The sequence below is a fragment of the Streptomyces sp. NPDC096079 genome (genome assembly GCF_040303145.1).
In the GTDB taxonomy this organism is placed as follows: Bacteria; Actinomycetota; Actinomycetes; order Streptomycetales; family Streptomycetaceae; genus Streptomyces.
In genome coordinates this window covers 139,223-159,092 of record NZ_JBEOST010000001.1, presented here as the reverse complement: position 1 = coordinate 159,092, position 19,870 = coordinate 139,223, and the positions used below count along the sequence as shown (strand labels likewise).

15 protein-coding genes are annotated in these 19,870 nt (G+C 69.2%); 11 read left to right on the top strand and 4 right to left on the bottom strand.

The genetic code is table 11. The annotated features are described in order from the left end of the window. The first annotated feature begins 347 nt into the window (after nt 1–347). Nucleotides 348–1,127 carry a transglutaminase domain-containing protein gene (locus ABTY59_RS00730; protein ID WP_352016735.1) on the top strand — a complete coding sequence of 260 codons (780 nt, stop codon included), beginning with the start codon at nt 348–350 and terminating at the stop codon, nt 1,125–1,127. Here the strand turns inward: ABTY59_RS00730 and ABTY59_RS00725 are convergent. The 4 genes from ABTY59_RS00725 to ABTY59_RS00710 form a co-directional block, all read right to left on the bottom strand. Then, nucleotides 1,108–1,878, bottom strand: coding sequence for a succinate dehydrogenase/fumarate reductase iron-sulfur subunit (locus ABTY59_RS00725; RefSeq protein ID WP_352016734.1), 771 nt, complete (start codon nt 1,876–1,878; stop codon nt 1,108–1,110). The genes ABTY59_RS00730 and ABTY59_RS00725 overlap by 20 nt on opposite strands. After that, the gene (locus tag ABTY59_RS00720; RefSeq protein WP_352017291.1) at nt 1,875–3,758 is read right to left on the bottom strand and encodes a fumarate reductase/succinate dehydrogenase flavoprotein subunit; all 1,884 of its coding nucleotides are present in this window, start codon (nt 3,756–3,758) and stop codon (nt 1,875–1,877) included. Before ABTY59_RS00720 ends, ABTY59_RS00725 begins: the two co-directional genes overlap by 4 nt. 10 nt (nt 3,759–3,768) lie before the next feature. After that, a complete protein-coding gene (gene sdhC, locus ABTY59_RS00715) occupies nt 3,769–4,599 on the bottom strand; it encodes a succinate dehydrogenase subunit SdhC (protein ID WP_352016733.1) in 831 nt (276 codons plus the stop codon). A 121-nt stretch (nt 4,600–4,720) separates the two neighbouring features. After that, on the bottom strand, nt 4,721–4,948 hold the full coding sequence (locus ABTY59_RS00710; protein ID WP_352016732.1) for an Rv0250c family protein: 228 nt from the start codon (nt 4,946–4,948) through the stop codon (nt 4,721–4,723). Nucleotides 4,949–5,148: 200 nt separating this feature from the next. Here ABTY59_RS00710 and ABTY59_RS00705 point away from each other — a divergent pair, with 200 nt between their 5' ends. From ABTY59_RS00705 to ABTY59_RS00660, 10 genes are all read left to right on the top strand, one after another. Then, entirely contained in the window at nt 5,149–7,557 is a 2,409-nt protein-coding gene (locus ABTY59_RS00705) for an ABC transporter family substrate-binding protein (protein WP_352016731.1), read from the top strand. Nucleotides 7,558–7,829: 272 nt separating this feature from the next. Further along, a complete protein-coding gene (typA, locus tag ABTY59_RS00700; RefSeq protein WP_352016730.1) occupies nt 7,830–9,731 on the top strand; it encodes a translational GTPase TypA in 1,902 nt (633 codons plus the stop codon). 479 nt (nt 9,732–10,210) lie between these two features. Then, entirely contained in the window at nt 10,211–11,854 is a 1,644-nt protein-coding gene (locus ABTY59_RS00695; RefSeq protein ID WP_352016729.1) for a peptide ABC transporter substrate-binding protein, read from the top strand. 170 nt (nt 11,855–12,024) lie between these two features. Then, the gene (locus ABTY59_RS00690; RefSeq protein ID WP_352017290.1) at nt 12,025–12,957 is read left to right on the top strand and encodes an ABC transporter permease; all 933 of its coding nucleotides are present in this window, start codon (nt 12,025–12,027) and stop codon (nt 12,955–12,957) included. Further along, the gene (locus ABTY59_RS00685) at nt 12,950–13,903 is read left to right on the top strand and encodes an ABC transporter permease (protein WP_352016728.1); all 954 of its coding nucleotides are present in this window, start codon (nt 12,950–12,952) and stop codon (nt 13,901–13,903) included. The genes ABTY59_RS00690 and ABTY59_RS00685 overlap by 8 nt, the downstream gene beginning before the upstream one ends. A gap of 14 nt (nt 13,904–13,917) precedes the next feature. Next, nucleotides 13,918–14,976 (top strand): ABC transporter ATP-binding protein, encoded by a 1,059-nt coding sequence (locus ABTY59_RS00680; protein ID WP_352016727.1) that lies wholly within the window; start codon nt 13,918–13,920, stop codon nt 14,974–14,976. After that, the gene (locus ABTY59_RS00675) at nt 14,969–16,057 is read left to right on the top strand and encodes an ABC transporter ATP-binding protein (RefSeq protein ID WP_352016726.1); all 1,089 of its coding nucleotides are present in this window, start codon (nt 14,969–14,971) and stop codon (nt 16,055–16,057) included. Before ABTY59_RS00680 ends, ABTY59_RS00675 begins: the two co-directional genes overlap by 8 nt. A gap of 171 nt (nt 16,058–16,228) precedes the next feature. After that, complete coding sequence (locus tag ABTY59_RS00670) at nt 16,229–17,857, top strand: peptide ABC transporter substrate-binding protein (RefSeq protein WP_352016725.1); 1,629 nt, start codon at nt 16,229–16,231, stop codon at nt 17,855–17,857. 92 nt (nt 17,858–17,949) lie between these two features. Beyond that, complete coding sequence (locus ABTY59_RS00665) at nt 17,950–18,873, top strand: ABC transporter permease (protein WP_352016724.1); 924 nt, start codon at nt 17,950–17,952, stop codon at nt 18,871–18,873. Continuing rightward, the gene (locus tag ABTY59_RS00660) at nt 18,866–19,870 is read left to right on the top strand and encodes an ABC transporter permease (protein WP_352016723.1); all 1,005 of its coding nucleotides are present in this window, start codon (nt 18,866–18,868) and stop codon (nt 19,868–19,870) included. The genes ABTY59_RS00665 and ABTY59_RS00660 overlap by 8 nt, the downstream gene beginning before the upstream one ends.

Genomic DNA, 19,870 nt, shown 5'->3' with positions numbered 1-19,870 from the left:
CGGCCGGGGCAGCGAGTCCTCGCGCGAACGCGCCCGGCAGCGCGACCGCACGCCCCGGTAGCCGGGACTCCGCACGCCCGCCCGGCAGCGGGACCACCCGCGCGCCAGCGGGACCACCCGCCCGGCAGCGGGACCACCCGCCCGGCAGCGCGACCGCACGCCCCGGTAGCCGGGACTCCGCACGCCCGCGCGGCAGCGGGACCCCCCGCCCGGCAGCGCGACCGCACGCCCGCCCGGCAGCGCGACCGCACGCTCGGCCGCAGGACCCCGTGCGTGGCGGGTCGGGCGTGCGGAGGAGGATGGTGGCGGGTGGCCCGGGCGGGCCGCCCGGCGAGGGGGAGAACGTCATGACCAGCCGTCTGCTGATGCCCGTCCGCACCCGTGGCGAGCGCACACCGGTGCGCGAGGTCCCCGGGTCCACCCGGGCCACCCCGATCCTGGACCTGGAGCATCCGCTCGTGACGGAGCTCGTGGCCAGGGTGCTGCGCGAGTCCGAGGCGCGGGGAGCGGTCACGGACCGTGGCCGGCTCCAGGTGGCGCACGGCATCCTCGTCACCGCCGTGCGGCCGGTGTACTCGGTCGAGGACCGGCACCGGGTGTCGCGCACGCTCCGGCTCGGCCGCGGCTCGTGCAGCCGCCGGATGGCGGTCCTGGAGGCGGTGGCCCGGTCCCTCGGCGTGGCGACCCGGGTGCGCGGCCTGCTCGTGGACGGCTCCTTCTGGTACCCGAGGTTCCCGAGGCTGCGCCCCCTCGTGCCCGAGGAGGTCCTGCTGGCCTGGCCGGAGTTCCTCCTCGACGACGCCTGGGTCCCGATCGCCGAGCTCTTCACCGGCCTCGCCCCCTCCGCGCACGGCGGCGGATTCACCAACTCCGGTGCCGAGACGCTCTTCGAGGCCGTCGCCCGGACCACCGTCGACTGGGACGCCCCGGCGGCGTGCGCCGGCTCGGCCCCCTGCGATCTGTCCGCGCACCTGCGGACGGACCTCGGCCGCTTCGACTCGCGCGACGAGCTGTTCGACCGCCACGGGCAGACCCTGTGCCTCCCCGCCCGCACCCTCGCCGAACCGGTCCTCGGCCGGTGGAGCGCGGGCGCGGGCGACGCCGGAGCTAGGTCTTCCGCCGCCTGATCGTCTTCCCGAGCCAGACGAGCGGGTCGTACTTCCGGTCCACGACCCGCTCCTTCAGCGGGATCAGGGCGTTGTCGGTGATGCGGATGGACTCCGGGCAGACCTCGGTGCAGCACTTGGTGATGTTGCAGTAGCCGAGGCCGTGTTCCTCCTGCGCGGTCGCCCGCCGGTCGAGCCCGGCCTCCTCCGCCGCGTCCAGGGGGTGCATGTCCAGCTCCGCGATCCGCATGAGGAAGCGGGGCCCGGCGAAGGCCTCCTTGTTCTCCTCGTGGTCGCGCACCACGTGGCAGGTGTCCTGGCACAGGAAGCACTCGATGCACTTCCTGAACTCCTGCGAGCGGTCCACGTCCTCCTGCCGCATCCGGTACTCGCCGGGGCCGAGCCCGGCGGGCGGGACGAACGCCGGGATCTCCCGGGCCTTCGCGTAGTTGAAGGAGACGTCCGTGACCAGGTCCCGGACGACCGGGAAGGCGCGCATCGGGGTGATCGTGACCACCTCGTCCCGCGTGAAGACCGACATCCGGGTCATGCACATCAGCCGGGGCCGCCCGTTGACCTCGGCCGAGCACGACCCGCACTTGCCGGCCTTGCAGTTCCAGCGCACGGCCAGGTCGGGGGCCTGGGTGGCCTGGAGGCGGTGGACGATGTCGAGGACGACCTCGCCGTCGTGCACCTCGACGGTGTAGTCGGTGAGTTCCCCGCCGTCGGAGTCCCCGCGCCAGATCCGGAAGCGGGCCTGATACGTGCTCATGCGTCCAGCTCCTCCTCCGCCAGGTACTTCGCCAGCTCCTCCTTGTCGAAGAGGGCGAGCAGGTCGGGCCTGATGGGCTCGGTGCGGACCCGTTCCAGGGCGACGCCGCCGTCCGCGGCCCGGCAGAGCAGGTTCACCGGCCGCCAGGACCGCTCCATCGCGGGCCGGTCCTCGCGGGTGTGCCCGCCCCGGGACTCGGTGCGTTCGAGGGCGGCCCGGGCCACGCACTCGCTCACGAGGAGCATGTTCCGCAGGTCGAGGGCGAGGTGCCAGCCGGGGTTGAACTGCCGGTGGCCCTCGACCTCGATCCGTCCGGCCCGCTCCCGCAGGGCGGCGATCCGCTCCAGGGCCTCGGCCATCTCGCCCTCCCGCCGGATGATCCCGACGAGGTCGTTCATGGTCTGCTGGAGCTCCTGGTGCAGTGTGTACGGATTCTCCGGCGGCCCCGCGCCGGCCGGGTCGAACGGGGCCAGTGCCTCCGTCCGCGCGGCGGCCACGTCGTCCTCGACGACTCCGCCTCCGCTCCCCGACATCGCGTACTGCGCGGCGTGGAGCCCGGCCCGCCGCCCGAAGACCAGCAGGTCGGAGAGGGAGTTCCCGCCGAGCCGGTTGGAGCCGTGCATGCCGCCGGCGACCTCGCCGGCGGCGAAGAGGCCGGGCACCCCGACGGTGGCCGCCGTCTCCGAGTCGACGGCGACACCGCCCATCACGTAGTGGCAGGTCGGTCCGACCTCCATCGCCTCGGCGGTGATGTCGACGTCGGCGAGCTCCTTGAACTGGTGGTACATCGAGGGCAGCCGGCGCCTGATCGTCTCCGCCGGCATCCGGGTCGACACGTCCAGGAACACCCCGCCGTGCGGGGAGCCGCGTCCGGCCTTCACCTCGGAGTTGATGGCCCGCGCCACCTCGTCGCGCGGCAGCAGTTCGGGCGGGCGCCGGTTGTGGTCGGGGTCCGCGTACCAGCGGTCGCCCTCCTCCTCCGACTCGGCGTACTTCTCCTTGAAGACGTCGGGGACGTAGTCGAACATGAAGCGCCGGCCCTCGGAGTTCCGCAGGACGCCGCCGTCGCCGCGTACGGACTCGGTGACGAGGATGCCCTTCACCGACGGCGGCCAGACCATGCCGGTCGGGTGGAACTGGACGAACTCCATGTTCACCAGGGGCGCCCCGGCGAGCAGGGCGAGCGCGTGGCCGTCGCCCGTGTACTCCCAGGAGTTCGAGGTCACCTTGAAGGACTTGCCGATGCCGCCCGTCGCGAGGACCACGGCGGGCGCCTCCAGGACGAGGAAGCGGCCGCTTTCCCGCTCGTAACAGAAGACCCCGGCGACGTTCCCCGACCCGTCCTTGAGGACGCGGGTGACGGTGAACTCCTGGAAGACCTTCAGGCGCGCCTCGTGGTCGCCGGTCTCGCGGTGGTCCTCCTGCTGGAGGCCGACCACCTTCTGCTGGAGGGTCCGCAGGAGTTCGAGGCCGGTGCGGTCGCCGACGTGCGCGAGCCGCGGGTACTCGTGGCCGCCGAAGTTCCGCTGGGAGATCCGGCCGTCGGCCGTACGGTCGAAGAGCGCGCCCCAGGTCTCCAGCTCCCAGACCCGCTCGGGGGCCTCCTGGGCGTGCAGCTCGGCCATCCGCCACTGGTTGAGGAACTTCCCGCCGCGCATGGTGTCCCGGAAGTGCGTCTTCCAGTCGTCGTGCTCGTTGGCGTTCGCCATGGACGCGGCGATGCCGCCCTCGGCCATCACCGTGTGCGCCTTGCCGAAGAGGGACTTGCAGATGACGGCGGTGCGGGCGCCGGCCCGGCGCGCCTCGATCGCGGCCCGCAGCCCGGCGCCGCCCGCGCCGACCACGACCACGTCCCACCGCTGCCGTTCCACGGAGCTCACAGGACTCATGTCAGAAGAACCTCGGGTCGTCGAAGGCACCGGTGGCGAGCAGGTACACGTACAGGTCGCAGACGGCGACGCTGATCAGCGACGCCCAGGCGAGTTGCATGTGACGCCGGTTCAGGCGTCCCACCCAGGTCCACAGCCGGTAGCGGACGGGGTGCTTGGAGAAGTGCCGTAGGCGGCCGCCGACGATGTGCCGGCAGGAGTGGCAGGAGAGGGTGTACGCCCAGATGAGGGCGATGTTGACGAGGAAGATCAGCGTCCCGAGCCCGGCGTGGCCCCACGCGTAGTCCGCGTTCCGGAAGGTCAGCGCGGTGTCGTACGTGAGGATGCCCGCGACCGGCACGGCCGCGTAGAAGAAGTACCGGTGGAGGTTCTGCAGGAGCAGCGGGAAGCGGGTCTCTCCGGTGTACGTGCGGTGGGGCTCGGCGACGGCGCAGGCCGGGGGTGCCGCCCAGAAGCCCCGGTAGTACGCCTTGCGGTAGTAGTAGCAGGTCAGCCGGAAGCCCAGCGGGAAGACCAGGATCAGGAGGGCGGGGGAGAGTCCCCACCAGCTGCCGAAGAGCTCCCAGTTCGGGCCGCCCCGCATGGGCACGCAGTTCTCGGCCAGGCAGGGCGAGTAGAACGGGGAGACGTAGGGGGCGGCGTAGTAGTCGGCGTTCGCGAAGGCCCGCCAGGTCGAGTAGGCGACGAAGGCGAGCAGTCCGGCCGCGGTGACGGCGGGGGAGAGCCACCAGCGGTCGGTCCGCAGATGGCGGGCGGCGATGGCGGCGCGCCCCGGGGAGCGCACCCCCGTCGCGGCTCTGTGACTCGTCGGGGGCTGCGTACCTGTGGCCAACAGGGCCTCCTCGGCTCTACGGCTCCACCTCTACGGCTCTACCTCTGTGGCTCCACTGCTCTGCGGCTGTACGGCTCGTCCGCTGCCTCTCCTGCCGTACGGCCCGGAGCGGCTCCCGGTCCTACGGCGCGTGCCGGTCGCGTGCGCCGAGGCCCTCGTCGTCGACGTCGGTCCACTTCCCGGCGTCGTACGGGGCGTCGGGGATGGTCACCATGCTCTTCGCACGGCCGGCGGACGGCGGGGGAGGCGCGCCCCGCTCCCCGCCGACGCGGCGCTCCAGCTCCTCGACCGTGTGCTCCAGGTCCTGCAGGCGGCGCCTGACGGCCGCCAGATCGTCCTGAACGGACATGGTTGGCCTCACCTTCGTGAGTGTCGCGCGTCACATCCCGCTTGGGAAGTCGTGTGCACGAGCGGTTGGGCCGCACGAGTGGGGTTTGGCGGCGGTGCCGCCGTGTCGCCGTGGCCGGATCCGATCCGTCCTTTTCAGTGTATGAGCAATAGGTCTGATCATCTCCAAATGGAATAAATCTGGACGAAGGGGTACAAGTCATGTCCCAGATCGGCGCCCCTCGCGGGAGGACATGCTCCAGGAGCCCCCGCTCCCGCACGCTCCGCTCCGTCGCCACCCTCACCAGCGCGGTCCTCGCCGTCACCGTCCTCGCCGGCTGCAGCTCCGGCGACGAGGCCGACGAGAGCCCGGCGGCGGCCCAGGACAACGCGCCCGCGCCGCGCGACCGGGTCGCCGACGGCGGCACCCTGCGCTGGGCCGTCGACGCACTGCCCACCACGCTCAACACCTTCCAGGCCGACGCCGACGGCACCACCTCGCGGATCGCCGGAGCCGTCCTCCCCTCCCTCTACACGCTCGACGGGCGGGGCAGGCCGCGACTCAACCCCGACTACCTGGAGTCCGCGCAGGTCGTCGAGACCGAGCCCAAGCAGGTCGTCCTCTACAAGCTCAACCAGCAGGCGGTGTGGAGCGACGGCCGTGAGATCGGCGCCCCCGACTTCGTGGCCCAGTGGCGCGCGCTGAGCGGCCGCGACACCGCGTACTGGACCGCCCGCAACTCCGGCTACGAGCGGATCGAGAAGATCGAGCGCGGCAAGAACGACCTGGAGGTCCGGGTCACCTTCGCCAAGCCCTACGCCGACTGGCAGTCCCTCTTCACCCCGCTCTACCCCAAGCAGGTGATGGGCTCCCCGAACTCCTTCAACGACGGGGCGCGCACCACCCTCAAGGCCACTGCAGGACCGTTCCTGCTCAAGACGATCGACCGGAAGAGCGGCGACGTCACCCTCGCCCGCAACCCCCGCTGGTGGGGACAGCCCGCCAAGCTCGACAGCGTCGTCCTCAAGGCCGTCCCCCGGGCCGAGCGGTCCGCCGCGCTCGCCGCCGGCACCCTCGACCTGGCCGAGATCGACCGCTCCACGGCCGAGCGGATCTCCCTCGCCCTCCGGGACGCCCGCGCCGGCCGGAACGGCGCCGAGGCCGCCGCCGCCCACGGCCCCGGCTCGTCGATCACCCCCTCGAAGGCACTGAAGTCCTGGGCCCTCGCCCATGGCTCCGACGACGAGAAGGCGGCGGAGGTACGGGCCGCCCGCAAGGAGAACCAGGAGGCGATCGCCCGGTACGCGAGCGCCCAGGACACCCTGGCGAAGTACGTGGTCCGCAAGTCCCTGGAGCCCGCCTACACCCAGCTCTCGCTGAACGGCGAGTCCGGTCCGCTGGCCGACGAGCGGGTGCGGCGGGCGGTGGCCCGCGCCATCAACCGCCAGGAACTGGCCGAATCCGTACTCAAGCCGCTCGGCCTCCCCGCCCAGCCCCCCGGCAGCCACCTCGCCCTCGCGGGCCAGGCGGCGTACGCGGACAGCAGCGACGCGCTCGGCGGTCAGGACACCAAGGAGGCACAGGCGCTCCTCGCCGACGCGGGCTGGGTCCCCGGCGGCGCGCTCCGGAAGCCCGCCGGCACCAAGGCGGGCAGCGAGGCGGAGAAGGAGGCCGAGAAGAAGACCGAGAAGAAGGAAGGGGAGAAGAAGGAAGGGGAGAAGAAGGAAGGGGAGAAGAAGGCCGAGGGCTCCACCGACGCCAAGAAGAGCAGCGACACCGCCTCCGACGAGGGCCTCTACATCGTCGGCGACGACAAGCCCGCCGATCACCCCGACGCCCCCGCCCCCGCCATCGGCGCGAACGGCCCCGAGAGCGGCACCGGCGTCCTCGCCCCGGCCCCCGCCGCCGCCCGCCAGAGCGCCGCGCTCCTCGCCCGCGCCGAAGCCCTGGACACCGGAACCACCCGCGGCGCCCAGTCGGCCGCCAAGCCGGACCAGGGCATGGCCGGGGCCTACGCCCCGCGCGGCACCGCCGCCCCGGTGACGGCCCCCGAGGCCGGCAAGGCGCTCGGCAAGGACGGCAAGGCACTCAGCCTCCGCTTCGTCCTGCCGTCCGGACCGGGCTCCGAGTCGCTGCGGACGGTCGGGGACCGGATCGTCCGGATGCTGGACGCGGTCGGGATCCGCACCGAGGTCACCAAGGTCTCGGACGACAGCTTCTTCAAGGACCACGTGGCCTCGGGCGACTACGACCTGGCGCTGTACTCCTGGCCGGCCTCCGCCTTCCCGGCGACCGACGCCCGGCCGATCTTCGCCAAGCCCGAGCCGGCCTCGGACGGCTCGCTCCTGGTCGAGCAGAACTACTCCCGGGTCGGCACGGACCGCATCGACCAGCTCTTCGACCAGGCGGCCGGGACGCTCGACGAGGAGGAGTCCCGTGAGCTGGTGCGCCAGGCCGACGCCCGGATCTGGGCCGCCGCCGGTTCCATCCCGCTCTACCAGCGCCCGCAGCTCGTGGCCGCCAGGGCCGATCTCGTGAACGCCGGGGCCTGGGGTCTCGCCGCTCCCCGCTACCAGGACATCGGCTTCAAGAAGCCCGAATCCTCCAAGGGAGCGGAACGAAACCGCTGAAACCTCTGAAACCGCAGGTCACAACCTCAGAAGCAGCTCAAGTTCCTTGCCCGCCGGTGATCCCGGCGGGCAGGATCGCGTCGGCCCTTTGACCCGGTCGCACGACCTGCCCCACACCCTTGAGAACTACCGGTAACACCTCTCGGATCTTGGCCGGGGAAGCCCCTTGCGCGGCAGCCCCGTACCATAGGACATAGCCGTGGCGCGTCCGCCCGGCGGGCGTACGAGGAACTGACGCCGCATCCCACGATCCGAGAGAAGCGCAAGCACCCATGCCCACGCGCCACGACATCCGTAACGTCGCCATCGTCGCCCACGTCGACCATGGCAAGACGACCATCGTCGACGCCATGCTCAAGCAGGCCGGTGCCTTCGCCGCCCACCAGCAGCTCGACGACCGCATGATGGACTCGAACGACCTGGAGCGTGAGAAGGGCATCACGATCCTCGCCAAGAACACGGCGGTGAAGTATCACCCCAAGGACGGCGGGGCCCCGATCACGATCAACATCATCGACACCCCCGGCCACGCCGACTTCGGTGGCGAGGTCGAGCGCGGTCTGTCGATGGTCGACGCGGTCGTCCTCCTGGTGGACGCTTCCGAGGGTCCGCTCCCGCAGACCCGCTTCGTGCTGCGCAAGGCCCTCCAGCAGCGCAAGCCCGTCATCCTCTGCATCAACAAGACGGACCGCCCGGACTCCCGGATCGACGAGGTCGTCAACGAGACCTACGACCTGTTCCTCGACCTGGACGCCGACGAGGACCAGATCGAGTTCCCGATCGTCTACGCCTGCGGCCGTGACGGCATCGCCTCGCTGACCAAGCCGGAGAACGGCACGGTCCCCGCGGACAGCGACAACCTGGAGCCGTTCTTCTCGGCCATCCTCGAGCACGTCCCGGCCCCGGTGTACGACGAGGAGGCCCCCCTCCAGGCCCACGTCACCAACCTGGACGCCGACAACTTCCTCGGCCGCATCGCGCTCCTCCGCGTCGAGCAGGGCGAGCTGCGCAAGGGCCAGACGGTCGCGTGGATCAAGCGGGACGGCACCATCTCCAACGTCCGCATCACCGAGCTGATGATGACCGAGGCGCTCACCCGCAAGCCCGCCGAGGTCGCCGGCCCCGGTGACATCTGCGCCGTCGCCGGTATCCCCGACATCATGATCGGCGAGACCCTGGCCGACCCGGAGAACCCGATCGCGCTCCCGCTGATCACGGTCGACCAGCCGGCCATCTCCATGACCATCGGCACCAACACCTCGCCGCTCGTCGGCCGCGGTGGCACGGGCAAGGGCGCGGACGCCAAGGCCGCGGTCAAGAACCGCAAGGTCACCGCCCGCCAGGTCAAGGACCGTCTGGACCGCGAGCTGATCGGTAACGTCTCGCTCCGCGTCCTCGACACCGAGCGTCCCGACGCCTGGGAGGTCCAGGGCCGCGGTGAGCTCGCGCTCGCCATCCTGGTCGAGCAGATGCGCCGCGAGGGCTTCGAGCTCACCATCGGCAAGCCGCAGGTCGTCACCAAGGAGGTCGACGGCAAGGTCCACGAGCCCGTCGAGCGCCTCACGGTCGACGTCCCCGAGGAGCACATGGGCGCGGTCACGCAGCTCATGGGCGTCCGCAAGGGCCGCATGGACAACATGTCGAACCACGGCTCCGGCTGGGTCCGCATGGAGTTCGTCGTTCCGTCCCGTGGCCTCATCGGCTTCCGTACGGAGTTCCTCACCAACACCCGCGGTACGGGCATCGCCCACTCGATCCACGAGGGTCACGAGCCGTGGTTCGGCGCCCTGACGACCCGTAACAACGGCTCGCTGGTCGCCGACCGCGCCGGTGCGGTCACCGCCTTCGCGATGACCAACCTCCAGGAGCGCGGCGTCCTGTTCACCGACCCCGGCACCGAGGTGTACGAGGGCATGATCGTCGGCGAGAACTCCCGCTCCGACGACATGGACGTGAACATCACCAAGGAGAAGAAGCTCACCAACATGCGCTCCTCCTCCGCCGACTCCTTCGAGGCGATCGTCCCGCCGCGGAAGCTCTCCCTGGAGCAGTCGCTGGAGTTCTGCCGCGACGACGAGTGCGTCGAGGTGACCCCGGAGGCCGTGCGCATCCGCAAGGTCATCCTCGACCAGAACGCGCGTGGCCGTGCGTCTTCCCGCGCCAAGAACGGCTGAGTAAGGTCGCATACGGCCGAGTACGGCGGGGTAGATCATGGTCCTGTGATCTTCGCCGCTCTCGGCTGACATGACGTCAGCACCGGAGCCCGGGCCCCCACAGAAGCTGTGGGGGCCCGGGCTTTTCGTCAAGTTCCGTCAACTCCATTTCGGAGCAGAGGTGTCCGGTTATCGGCGATCGCTCTCCGGTACGTGTGTTAACGGTCCGTTTCGGGCGTGTCTGTCTGTGCTCAGTTTGTCCGGATTTCGGTCTTCGGGGCCTTGGCGATGTTGTCAAAACGAGACCACTTAAGTGTGGTTTACAGCCCGGACGTACTTAATAGTTGGCTCCATTGAGCTCGGGTCAATGGGTCACGCACTGTGGGGAGTGCCGACTCACGAGCACACTCGGGGCACTTGAGTCCAAAGCCGTCAGGGGTGTCGGCGAAACTCGGAGTGCCCCTCTTGTAGTGACAAAGTGGACTCATGAGGAGGAACCCATGCGCGGTGCCAAGAGCGCCAAGTGGGTAACGGGCGCGATCATCGTCGCCCTTGCTGCGACCGCCTGTGGCGGGGGTAAGAGCGACGGCGGCAGCGACGCCAAGGGCGCTGTTGACCCGAACGGAATCTTCTCCATCGAGCTGGGCGAGCCCGAGAAGCCCCTGCTCACCGGTGACACGATGGAGTCCAACGGCTCCGCCGTCATGGCCGGCCTGTTCTCGACCCTGGTCGACTACAAGGCCGACGGTTCCCTGGAGATGATCAACGCCGAGTCGGTCACCACGACGGACTCGAAGACGTGGACCGTCAAGCTCAAGCCGGGCTGGACCTTCCACGACGGCACCCCCGTCACCTCCAAGTCCTTCGTGGACGCGTGGAACTGGAACGCCGGCCTGAAGAACGCCCAGGGCCTGTCGTCCTGGTTCGCGGACATCAAGGGCTACGACAAGGTCCACCCGGACGCCGAGGGCGCCAAGCAGACCGCCGACAAGATGGACGGTCTGACCGTCGTCGACGAGAACACCTTCAAGATCGAGCTCGTCAAGCCGGTCCCGTACTTCGCGCACAAGCTCGCGTACATCGTGTTCGCGCCGCTGCCGGACTCCTTCTACAAGCTCGACGCGAAGGCCCGCGGTGCGGCCCCCGTCGGCAACGGTCCCTACAAGTTCAAGAGCTGGGACCACAAGAAGAAGATCGAGATCACCCGGTACGACGGCTACAAGGGCCCGAACAAGGCGAAGAACGGCGGTGTGGTCTTCAAGAACTACACCACCCTCGAGGCCGCGTACGAGGACCTGAAGTCCGGCAACGTCGACGTCCTGCGTCAGATCGCGCCGAAGGACCTCCCGGTCTACCGCCAGGACCTCGGCGACCGCGCCGTGGACCAGCCGTACTCCGCGATCCAGACCATCGCCGTCGCCTTCTACTCCGACCAGTGGAAGAAGCCGAAGCAGATCGACCCGCGCGTCATCCAGGGTCTTTCGATGGCGATCGACCGCGCCACCATCACCAAGACGGTGCTGAACGGCACGCGTGAGCCCGCGACCGGCTGGGTCGCCAAGGGTGTCCTGGGCTTCCAGGAGGACGGTGGCGCCGGCGTCACCACGTTCGACCCGAACAAGGCCAAGGAGCTCATCAAGGCCGGCGGCGGCGTCCCCGGCAACAAGATCTCCATCCAGTACAACGCCGACGGTGGCCACAAGGAGTGGGTGGACGCTGTCTGCAACTCCATCCAGCAGGCCACCAGCGTCCAGTGCGTCGGCGACGGCAAGCCGGACTTCCAGGCCGACCTGACCGCTCGTAAGACGAAGCAGGTCAAGTCGCTCTACCGCTCCGGCTGGGTGCTCGACTACCCGGTGAACGCCAACTTCATCTCGGACCTGTTCCGCACGGGTGCGGGCGGCAACCAGGGCGACTTCTCCAACAAGGAGCTGGACGCCAAGATCGCGAAGGCCGACTCGGCCGCCACCCTTGACGAGTCCGTCAAGGCCTACCAGGCGATCGAGAAGGACCTCAAGAACTACATGCCGTCCATCCCGCTCTGGTACTACAAGGTCAACGCGGGCTTCTCCGAGAAGGTTTCGGGTGTCGCCTACGGTCAGGACGGCGACCCGATCCTGACCGGCGTCGAGGTCAAGAAGTAATCACCCAAGCGTAGTCCGCACGCCGTCACGGGACTGACGGAACGTCAGTCCCGTCTCGGTGCCTTACGCAGCGGCTGGGGGGCCCTTCCACGACATCGGCATGCCCGGATCCGGGCATGCTGTCGGGGGAGGGCCCGTCGGTTGCGCTGTCACATCTCAACGGAGGCATGATGGGGCGTTATGTCGCACGACGACTGCTCCAGATGATCCCGGTATTCCTCGGGACAACCCTGCTGATCTTCCTCATGGTGCACAGCCTGCCCGGTGACCCCGTGCTGGCGATGTTCGGCGACAAGGGCGCCGACCCGGCGACGCTCGCCGCGAAGCGCCATGAGCTGGGTCTCGACAGGTCCTTGCCGGTGCAGTACGTCACGTACATGCGGGACATGATCCTTCACCTGGACTTCGGTACCCAGATCCGCAACGGTCTGCCGGTCACCGAGGTGCTGGGCGACGCGTTCCCCATCACGCTCCAGCTGGCCGCACTGGCCTTCGCCGTCGAGCTCATCTTCGGCCTGGGCCTCGGCATCATCGGTGGTCTGCGCGCCGGCCGCCTGGCCGACAACCTGATCCTGATCTTCACGCTGCTGATCATCGCGATCCCGGTCTTCGTCCTCGGCTACATCATCAAGATGGTGTTCGCCTTCAACCTGGGCTGGATCGACCCGAACGTCAGCACCGAGCCGCAGTGGGCCGAGATGATCGCCCCCGCCATCGTCCTCGGTGGACTCTCCCTTGCCTATGTGGCGCGGCTCACCCGCACCTCCATGGCGGAGAACCTGCGCGCCGACTACATGCGCACGGCCGTCGCCAAGGGCCTGCCGCGTCGCCGCGTCATCGGGGTGCACCTGATGCGCAACTCGATGATCCCCGTCGTGACCTTCCTCGGCACCGACATCGGCGCCCTCATGGGCGGCGCGGTCGTCACCGAGTCGATCTTCAACATCAAGGGCATCGGCGGCGTCATCGCCGAGTCGATCTCCCGGCGCGAAGGTTCGACCCTGGTGGGCCTCGTCACCATCCTGGTGATCGTCTACCTCGTCACCAGCCTGCTCATCGACCTGCTGTACGCGGTCCTGGACCCGAGGATCCGGTATGCCTGACGTGACCAAGACCGCTGCCGCCGTCGAGGACGCCGTCGCTCCCCCCTCGGTGGACGCGTCCGCACCCGCGGCCAAGGCGGAGAAGGCCCGTAGCCTCTGGGGCGACGCCTGGGCCGACCTGCGCCGCAACCCGTACTTCATCGTCTCCTCGATCCTGATCGCGCTGCTGCTGCTGATCTCGGCGTGGCCGACCCTCTTCACCAGCGCGTCCCCGACCGCCGGTGACCTGGTCCACCACTTCCTCGGCAAGCCGGAGCTCGGCAGCGTCGGCTCGCCCGAGTGGCTGGGCTACGACCAGCAGGGCCGCTCCGTCTACGCCCGACTGATCCACGGCACCCGCGCCTCGGTCACCGTCGGCATCGCCGTCACCGCGATCGTCACGATCATCGGCGGCGTGATGGGCATGATCGCCGGTTACTTCGGCGGCTGGGTCGACGTCGTGCTCTCCCGGCTCACCGACGTCTTCTTCGGCATCCCCTTCCTGCTCGGCGCCATGGTCGTCCTGCAGGCCTTCGTCGAGCGGACCGTCTGGGTCGTCGTCTTCGCCCTCGCGTTCCTCGGCTGGACCCAGATCACCCGCGTCATGCGCGGTGCCGTGATCACCGTCAAGCAGGCCGACTACGTCCACGCGGCGAAGGCCCTCGGCGCCGGCACGGTCCGGATCCTCTTCCGGCACATCCTGCCGAACGCCATGGCCCCCGTGATCGTCGTCGCCACCATCGCGCTCGGCGGCTACATCTCGGCCGAGGCGACCCTGTCCTACCTCGGTCTGGGCCTCGCCGCCCCGACCGTCTCGTGGGGCGTCGACATCTCCGCGGGTGTCGCCCAGATCCGAGTGGCCCCGCACGTCCTGCTCTGGCCCTCGATCATGCTGAGCATCACCGTTCTGGCGTTCATCATGCTCGGCGAAGCCGTCCGCAACGCCCTCGACCCCAAGCTGCGCTGAGGAGGGCGTACCAGATGAGCATCATCGACAAGACCGCGGCCGTCCCCGCGCCGCGCGGCGGCTCCGACCACAACGGTCCGCTGCTCGAAGTCAAGGACCTGCACGTCGAGTTCCACACCCGTGACGGTGTGGCCAAGGCGGTCAACGGCGTCAACTACTCGGTGAACGCCGGCGAGACCCTCGCCGTCCTCGGCGAGTCCGGCTCCGGCAAGTCCGTCACCGCCCAGGCCATCATGGGCATCCTCGACATGCCTCCCGGCAAGATCCCGCAGGGCGAGATCCTGTTCCGCGGCGAGGACATGCTGAAGATGTCCGAGGAGGAGCGCCGGAAGATCCGCGGCCGGAAGATCGCGATGATCTTCCAGGACGCGCTGTCCTCCCTGAACCCGGTCCTCACCGTCGGCTACCAGCTCGGCGAGATGTTCCGGGTGCACCACGGCATGTCCAAGAAGGACGCCACGGTCAAGGCCATCGAGCTGATGGACAAGGTCAAGATCCCCGCCGCCAAGGCCCGGGTCACCGACTACCCCCACCAGTTCTCCGGCGGTATGCGCCAGCGCATCATGATCGCCATGGCGCTCGCCCTGGAGCCGGACCTGATCATCGCCGACGAGCCCACCACGGCTCTCGACGTGACCGTCCAGGCCCAGGTCATGGACCTCCTCGCGGAGCTCCAGCAGGAATACAACATGGGTCTGATCCTGATCACCCACGACCTCGGCGTCGTCGCCGACGTCGCGGACAAGATCGCCGTGATGTACGCCGGCCGCATCGTCGAGCAGGCGCCGGTCCACGAGCTGTACAAGCGTCCGGCCCACCCGTACACCCGCGGTCTGCTCGACTCGATCCCGCGCCTGGACCAGAAGGGCCAGGAGCTCTACGCGATCAAGGGCCTGCCGCCCAACCTGCTCAAGGTGCCCACCGGCTGCGCCTTCAACCCGCGCTGCCCCAAGGCCGACGACATCTGCCGCACGGAGATCCCGGCGCTGGTGCCGGTCACCGAGCAGAACGGCGCGGACCTCCCGGGCCGCAAGAGCGCCTGCCACTTCTGGAAGGAGACGATCCATGGCTGACCTCAGCAACAACGACGAGGCCGTGGCCGCCGCCATCGAGGCCCCCGTGGGCCGCGGCGAGCCGATCCTCCAGGTGCGCAACCTGCAGAAGCACTTCCCGCTGACGCAGGGCATCCTCTTCAAGAAGCAGGTCGGCGCGGTCAAGGCCGTGGACGGGGTCTCCTTCGACCTCTTCCAGGGCGAGACCCTCGGCATCGTGGGCGAGTCCGGCTGTGGCAAGTCCACGGTCGCCAAGCTCCTGATGAACCTGGAGCGGGCCACCGCCGGCGAGGTCTTCTACAAGGGCCAGGACATCACCAAGCTGTCCGGGCGCGCGCTGAAGGCCGTCCGCCGCAACATCCAGATGGTGTTCCAGGACCCGTACACCTCGCTGAACCCGCGCATGACGGTCGGCGACATCATCGGGGAGCCCTTCGACATCCACCCCGAGGTGGCCCCGAAGGGCGACCGGCGCCGCAAGGTGCAGGAGCTCCTCGACGTCGTCGGTCTGAACCCGGAGTACATCAACCGGTACCCGCACCAGTTCTCCGGCGGCCAGCGCCAGCGCATCGGCATCGCCCGCGGCCTGGCGCTGAACCCGGAGATCATCATCTGCGACGAGCCGGTCTCGGCCCTGGACGTCTCCGTCCAGGCGCAGGTCATCAACCTGATGGGGAAGCTCCAGGACGAGTTCAACCTGTCCTACATCTTCATCGCGCACGACCTGTCGATCGTCCGGCACATCTCGGACCGCGTCGGCGTCATGTACCTCGGCAAGATGGCCGAGATCGGTACGGACGAGCAGATCTACGAGCACCCGACGCACCCGTACACCCAGGCGCTGCTCTCCGCGGTGCCGGTGCCGGACCCGGAGGCCCGCGCGCACCGCGAGCGGATCATCCTCACCGGTGACGTCCCCTCGCCGGCCAACCCGCCGTCGGGCTGCAGCTTCCGCACCCGCTGCTGGAAGGCGCAGGAGAAGTGCTCGCAGGAGGTGCCCCTCCTCGCGGTGCCGCAGCGCTTCAAGGGCCTGGACACCCCGGCCGCGCACTCCTCGGCGTGCCACTTCGCCGAGGAGAAGCAGGTCGTCCCGGTGCACTGACGCACTGACGCCCCGAGCGGGGAGGGCGCCCCGGACCGTGTCGACGGTCCGGGGCGCCCTTCGTCGTGCCGACGGCGTCGCGCACCGATGGGTGCGGACAACATGCAGTCCTCTTGAATACGGGTCATATTGAGCCCTAAGTCACATTCAGGGACATTCGGGAGGCACTCCATGCGCGGAGCCACGCACGCCAAGTGGGCCGCACTGGCCACCGCCGTCGCCCTCGCGGCGACCGCCTGTGGCGGCGGCGACGACAGCGGCGGTGGCGGAGGGGCCGACGGCATCGTGAGTTCCTCGTGGGGCGACCCGCAGAACCCGCTGGAGCCCGCCAACACCAACGAGGTCCAGGGCGGCAAGGTCCTCTCCATGATCTTCCGGGGGCTCAAGCAGTACGACCCCAAGACCGGCGAGGCCAAGGACATGCTCGCCGAGAAGATCGACACCACCGACTCGCAGAACTTCACCATCACGGTCAAGGACGGCTGGACCTTCTCGAACGGCGAGAAGGTCACCGCGAAGTCCTTCGTCGACGCCTGGAACTACGGCGCCCACCTCAAGAACAACCAGAAGAACGCCTACTTCTTCGGTCAGATCCAGGGCTACGACAAGGTCCACCCCGACCAGGGCGAACCCACCGCCGAGACGATGTCCGGCCTCAAGGTGACGGGCCCCCAGACCTTCACGGTCGCGCTCACCCAGAAGTTCTCCACCTGGCCCATCACCCTCGGCTACGCGGCCTTCTCGCCGCTGCCCCAGGCGTTCTACACCGACCACGCCGGATGGCTCTCGAAGCCCGTCGGCAACGGCCCGTACACCGTCGACTCGTACTCCAAGGGCTCCCAGATGGCCCTGAAGAAGTGGGACGCCTACCCCGGCCCGGACAAGGCCCAGAACGGCGGCATCACGCTCAAGGTCTACACCGACAACAACACCGCCTACACGGACCTGACGGCCGGCAACCTCGACCTCGTCGACGACGTGCCCGCCTCCCAGCTCAAGAACGTCGACGCCGACCTCGGCGGCCGGTACATCAACGTCCCCGCCGGCATCATCCAGACGCTCTCCTTCCCGTTCTACGACCCGGCCTGGAACAAGCCCGGGCAGGAGAAGCTCCGCCAGGGCCTCTCCATGGCCATCGACCGCGACCAGATCACCGAGACGATCTTCCAGAAGACCCGCACCCCCGCCGTCGACTGGACCTCCCCGGTCCTGGGCGAGGACGGCGGCTTCAAGGACGTCTGCGGCGACTTCTGCAAGTACGACGCGGCCCAGGCCAAGAAGCTCGTCGCCGAGGGCGGCGGCATCCCCGGCGGCACCATGAAGATCTCGTACAACGCCGACACCGGCTCCCACAAGGAGTGGGTGGACGCCGTCTGCAACTCCATCAACCGCGCCCTCGGCAACAACAAGGCCTGCGTCGGCAACCCGGTCGGCACCTTCGCCGACTTCCGCAACCAGGTCACCCAGTCGAAGATGGACGGCCCCTTCCGGGCCGGCTGGCAGATGGACTACCCGCTCATCCAGAACTTCCTCCAGCCGCTGTACTACACCAACGCCTCGTCCAACGACGGCAAGTACTCCAGCCCCGAGTTCGACAAGCTGGTCAACGAGGCCAACGCCGAGGCCGACACCGCGAAGGCCGTCGGACTCTTCCAGCAGGCCGAGGGCGTCCTCCGCGACGACATGGGCGCGATCCCGCTCTGGTACCAGAACGGCAGCGCCGGCTACTCGGACCGGGTCGAGAACGTGACCCTGAACCCCTTCAGCGTCCCGGTCTACGACCAGATCAAGGTCAAGTGACGCCGTAGCAGTTCGGCGGTGTACGGCCCGGGCCGCGGACCCCCGCACCGGGCCGTACGCCGTCCCGCACCCCACCCACCCTGGAGGTTCCCGTGGGTCGATATGTGATCCGGCGGCTGCTGCAGATGATCCCGGTCTTCTTCGGCGCCACGCTGTTGATCTTCCTGATGGTGAACGTGATGGGCGACCCCATCGCCGGACTGTGCGGCGACCGCCAGTGCGACCCGGCCACCGCCGCCCAGCTGGAGAAGGAGTTCGGCCTCGACAAGCCGGTCTGGCAGCAATACCTGACGTACATGGGCAACGTCTTCACCGGGGACTTCGGCACGGCCTTCAACGGCCAGCCCGTCACCGAGCTGATGGCCAACGCCTTCCCGGTCACCATCCGGCTCACCATCGTCGCGATCCTCTTCGAGATCGTCATCGGCATCAGCCTGGGCGTCGTCACCGGCCTCAAGCGCGGCCGCCCCGTCGACACCACCGTCCTGCTGCTGACCCTGGTCGTCCTCTCCGTCCCCACCTTCGTCACCGGCCTGCTCGTCCAGCTCCTCCTCGGCGTGAAGTGGGGCTGGATCAAGCCCGCCGTCTCGCCCGAGGCCCCCTTCGACGAGCTGATCGTCCCCGGCCTGGTCCTCGCCTCGGTCTCCCTCGCGTACGTCACCCGGCTCACCCGCACCTCGATCGCCGAGAACAAGCGCGCCGACTACGTCCGCACCGCCGTCGCCAAGGGCCTGCCCCGCCGCCGGGTCATCGGCCGCCACCTGCTGCGCAACAGCCTGATCCCCGTGGTGACCTTCATCGGCGCCGACATCGGCGCGCTCATGGGCGGCGCCATCGTCACCGAGCGGATCTTCAACATCCACGGCGTCGGCTACCAGCTCTACCAGGGCATCGTCCGCCAGAACACCCAGACCGTGGTCGGCTTCGTGACCATCCTCGTCCTGATCTTCCTGCTGGCCAACCTCCTGGTCGACCTCCTGTACGCCGTCCTTGACCCGAGGATCCGCTATGCCTGAGCCCGAGCCGTTTGAGCCGCTTGAGTCGTACGGCGAGGAAGGACGCGCCATCGCCTCGACCGGCGCCGGAGGAGCGTCGGACCTCGCCACCGCCGAGGCGGAGACCCTGGAGGACCTTCATGACGGGCCCGAGAACAGCGGTCCCGACAAGAAGCCCCGCTCCCTCTGGTCCGACGCCTGGCACGACCTGCGCCGCAACCCGATCTTCATCATCTCCGGGCTCGTCATCCTCTTCCTGGTGATCATCTCCATCTGGCCCCAGCTGATCGCCTCCGGAGACCCCCTCGACTGCGACCTGTCCAAGGCGCAGGAGGGCTCCCAGCCCGGCCACCCCTTCGGCTTCAACGGCCAGGGCTGCGACGTCTACACCCGTACGGTCTACGGCGCCCGCACCTCCGTCACCGTCGGCGTCCTCGCCACCCTCGGCGTGGCGATCCTCGGCAGCATCCTCGGCGGGCTCGCCGGCTTCTTCGGCGGAGCCTGGGACGGCGTCCTCTCCCGGATCACCGACGTCTTCTTCGCCATCCCCGTCGTCCTCGGCGGCCTCGTGCTCCTGTCCGTGGTGACCAGCTCCACCGTCTGGCCCGTCATCGGCTTCATGGTGCTGCTCGGCTGGCCGCAGCTCTCCCGGATCGCCCGCGGCTCGGTCATCACCGCCAAACAGAACGACTACGTCCAGGCCGCCCGGGCCCTCGGAGCCTCCAACTCCCGGATGATGCTCCGGCACATCGCGCCCAACGCCGTCGCCCCGGTGATCGTCGTCGCCACCATCGCCCTCGGTACGTACATCTCCCTCGAAGCGACCCTGTCGTACCTCGGCGTCGGACTGAAGCCGCCGACCGTCTCCTGGGGCATCGACATCTCCTCGGCCTCGCAGTACATCCGCAACGCGCCCCACATGCTGCTCTGGCCGGCCGGCGCGCTCGCCATCACCGTCCTCGCGTTCATCATGCTCGGCGACGCGGTGCGCGACGCCCTCGACCCGAAGCTGAGGTAG

Coding starts and splice junctions, on each gene's coding strand:
- ABTY59_RS00730 (WP_352016735.1), top strand. CDS start 348: ATGACCAGCCGTCTGCTGATGCCCGTCCGCACCCGTGGCGAGCGCACA.
- ABTY59_RS00725 (WP_352016734.1), bottom strand. CDS start 1,878: ATGAGCACGTATCAGGCCCGCTTCCGGATCTGGCGCGGGGACTCCGAC.
- ABTY59_RS00710 (WP_352016732.1), bottom strand. CDS start 4,948: ATGTCCGTTCAGGACGATCTGGCGGCCGTCAGGCGCCGCCTGCAGGAC.
- ABTY59_RS00705 (WP_352016731.1), top strand. CDS start 5,149: ATGTCCCAGATCGGCGCCCCTCGCGGGAGGACATGCTCCAGGAGCCCC.
- typA (WP_352016730.1), top strand. CDS start 7,830: ATGCCCACGCGCCACGACATCCGTAACGTCGCCATCGTCGCCCACGTC.
- ABTY59_RS00695 (WP_352016729.1), top strand. CDS start 10,211: ATGCGCGGTGCCAAGAGCGCCAAGTGGGTAACGGGCGCGATCATCGTC.
- ABTY59_RS00690 (WP_352017290.1), top strand. CDS start 12,025: ATGGGGCGTTATGTCGCACGACGACTGCTCCAGATGATCCCGGTATTC.
- ABTY59_RS00685 (WP_352016728.1), top strand. CDS start 12,950: ATGCCTGACGTGACCAAGACCGCTGCCGCCGTCGAGGACGCCGTCGCT.
- ABTY59_RS00680 (WP_352016727.1), top strand. CDS start 13,918: ATGAGCATCATCGACAAGACCGCGGCCGTCCCCGCGCCGCGCGGCGGC.
- ABTY59_RS00675 (WP_352016726.1), top strand. CDS start 14,969: ATGGCTGACCTCAGCAACAACGACGAGGCCGTGGCCGCCGCCATCGAG.
- ABTY59_RS00670 (WP_352016725.1), top strand. CDS start 16,229: ATGCGCGGAGCCACGCACGCCAAGTGGGCCGCACTGGCCACCGCCGTC.
- ABTY59_RS00660 (WP_352016723.1), top strand. CDS start 18,866: ATGCCTGAGCCCGAGCCGTTTGAGCCGCTTGAGTCGTACGGCGAGGAA.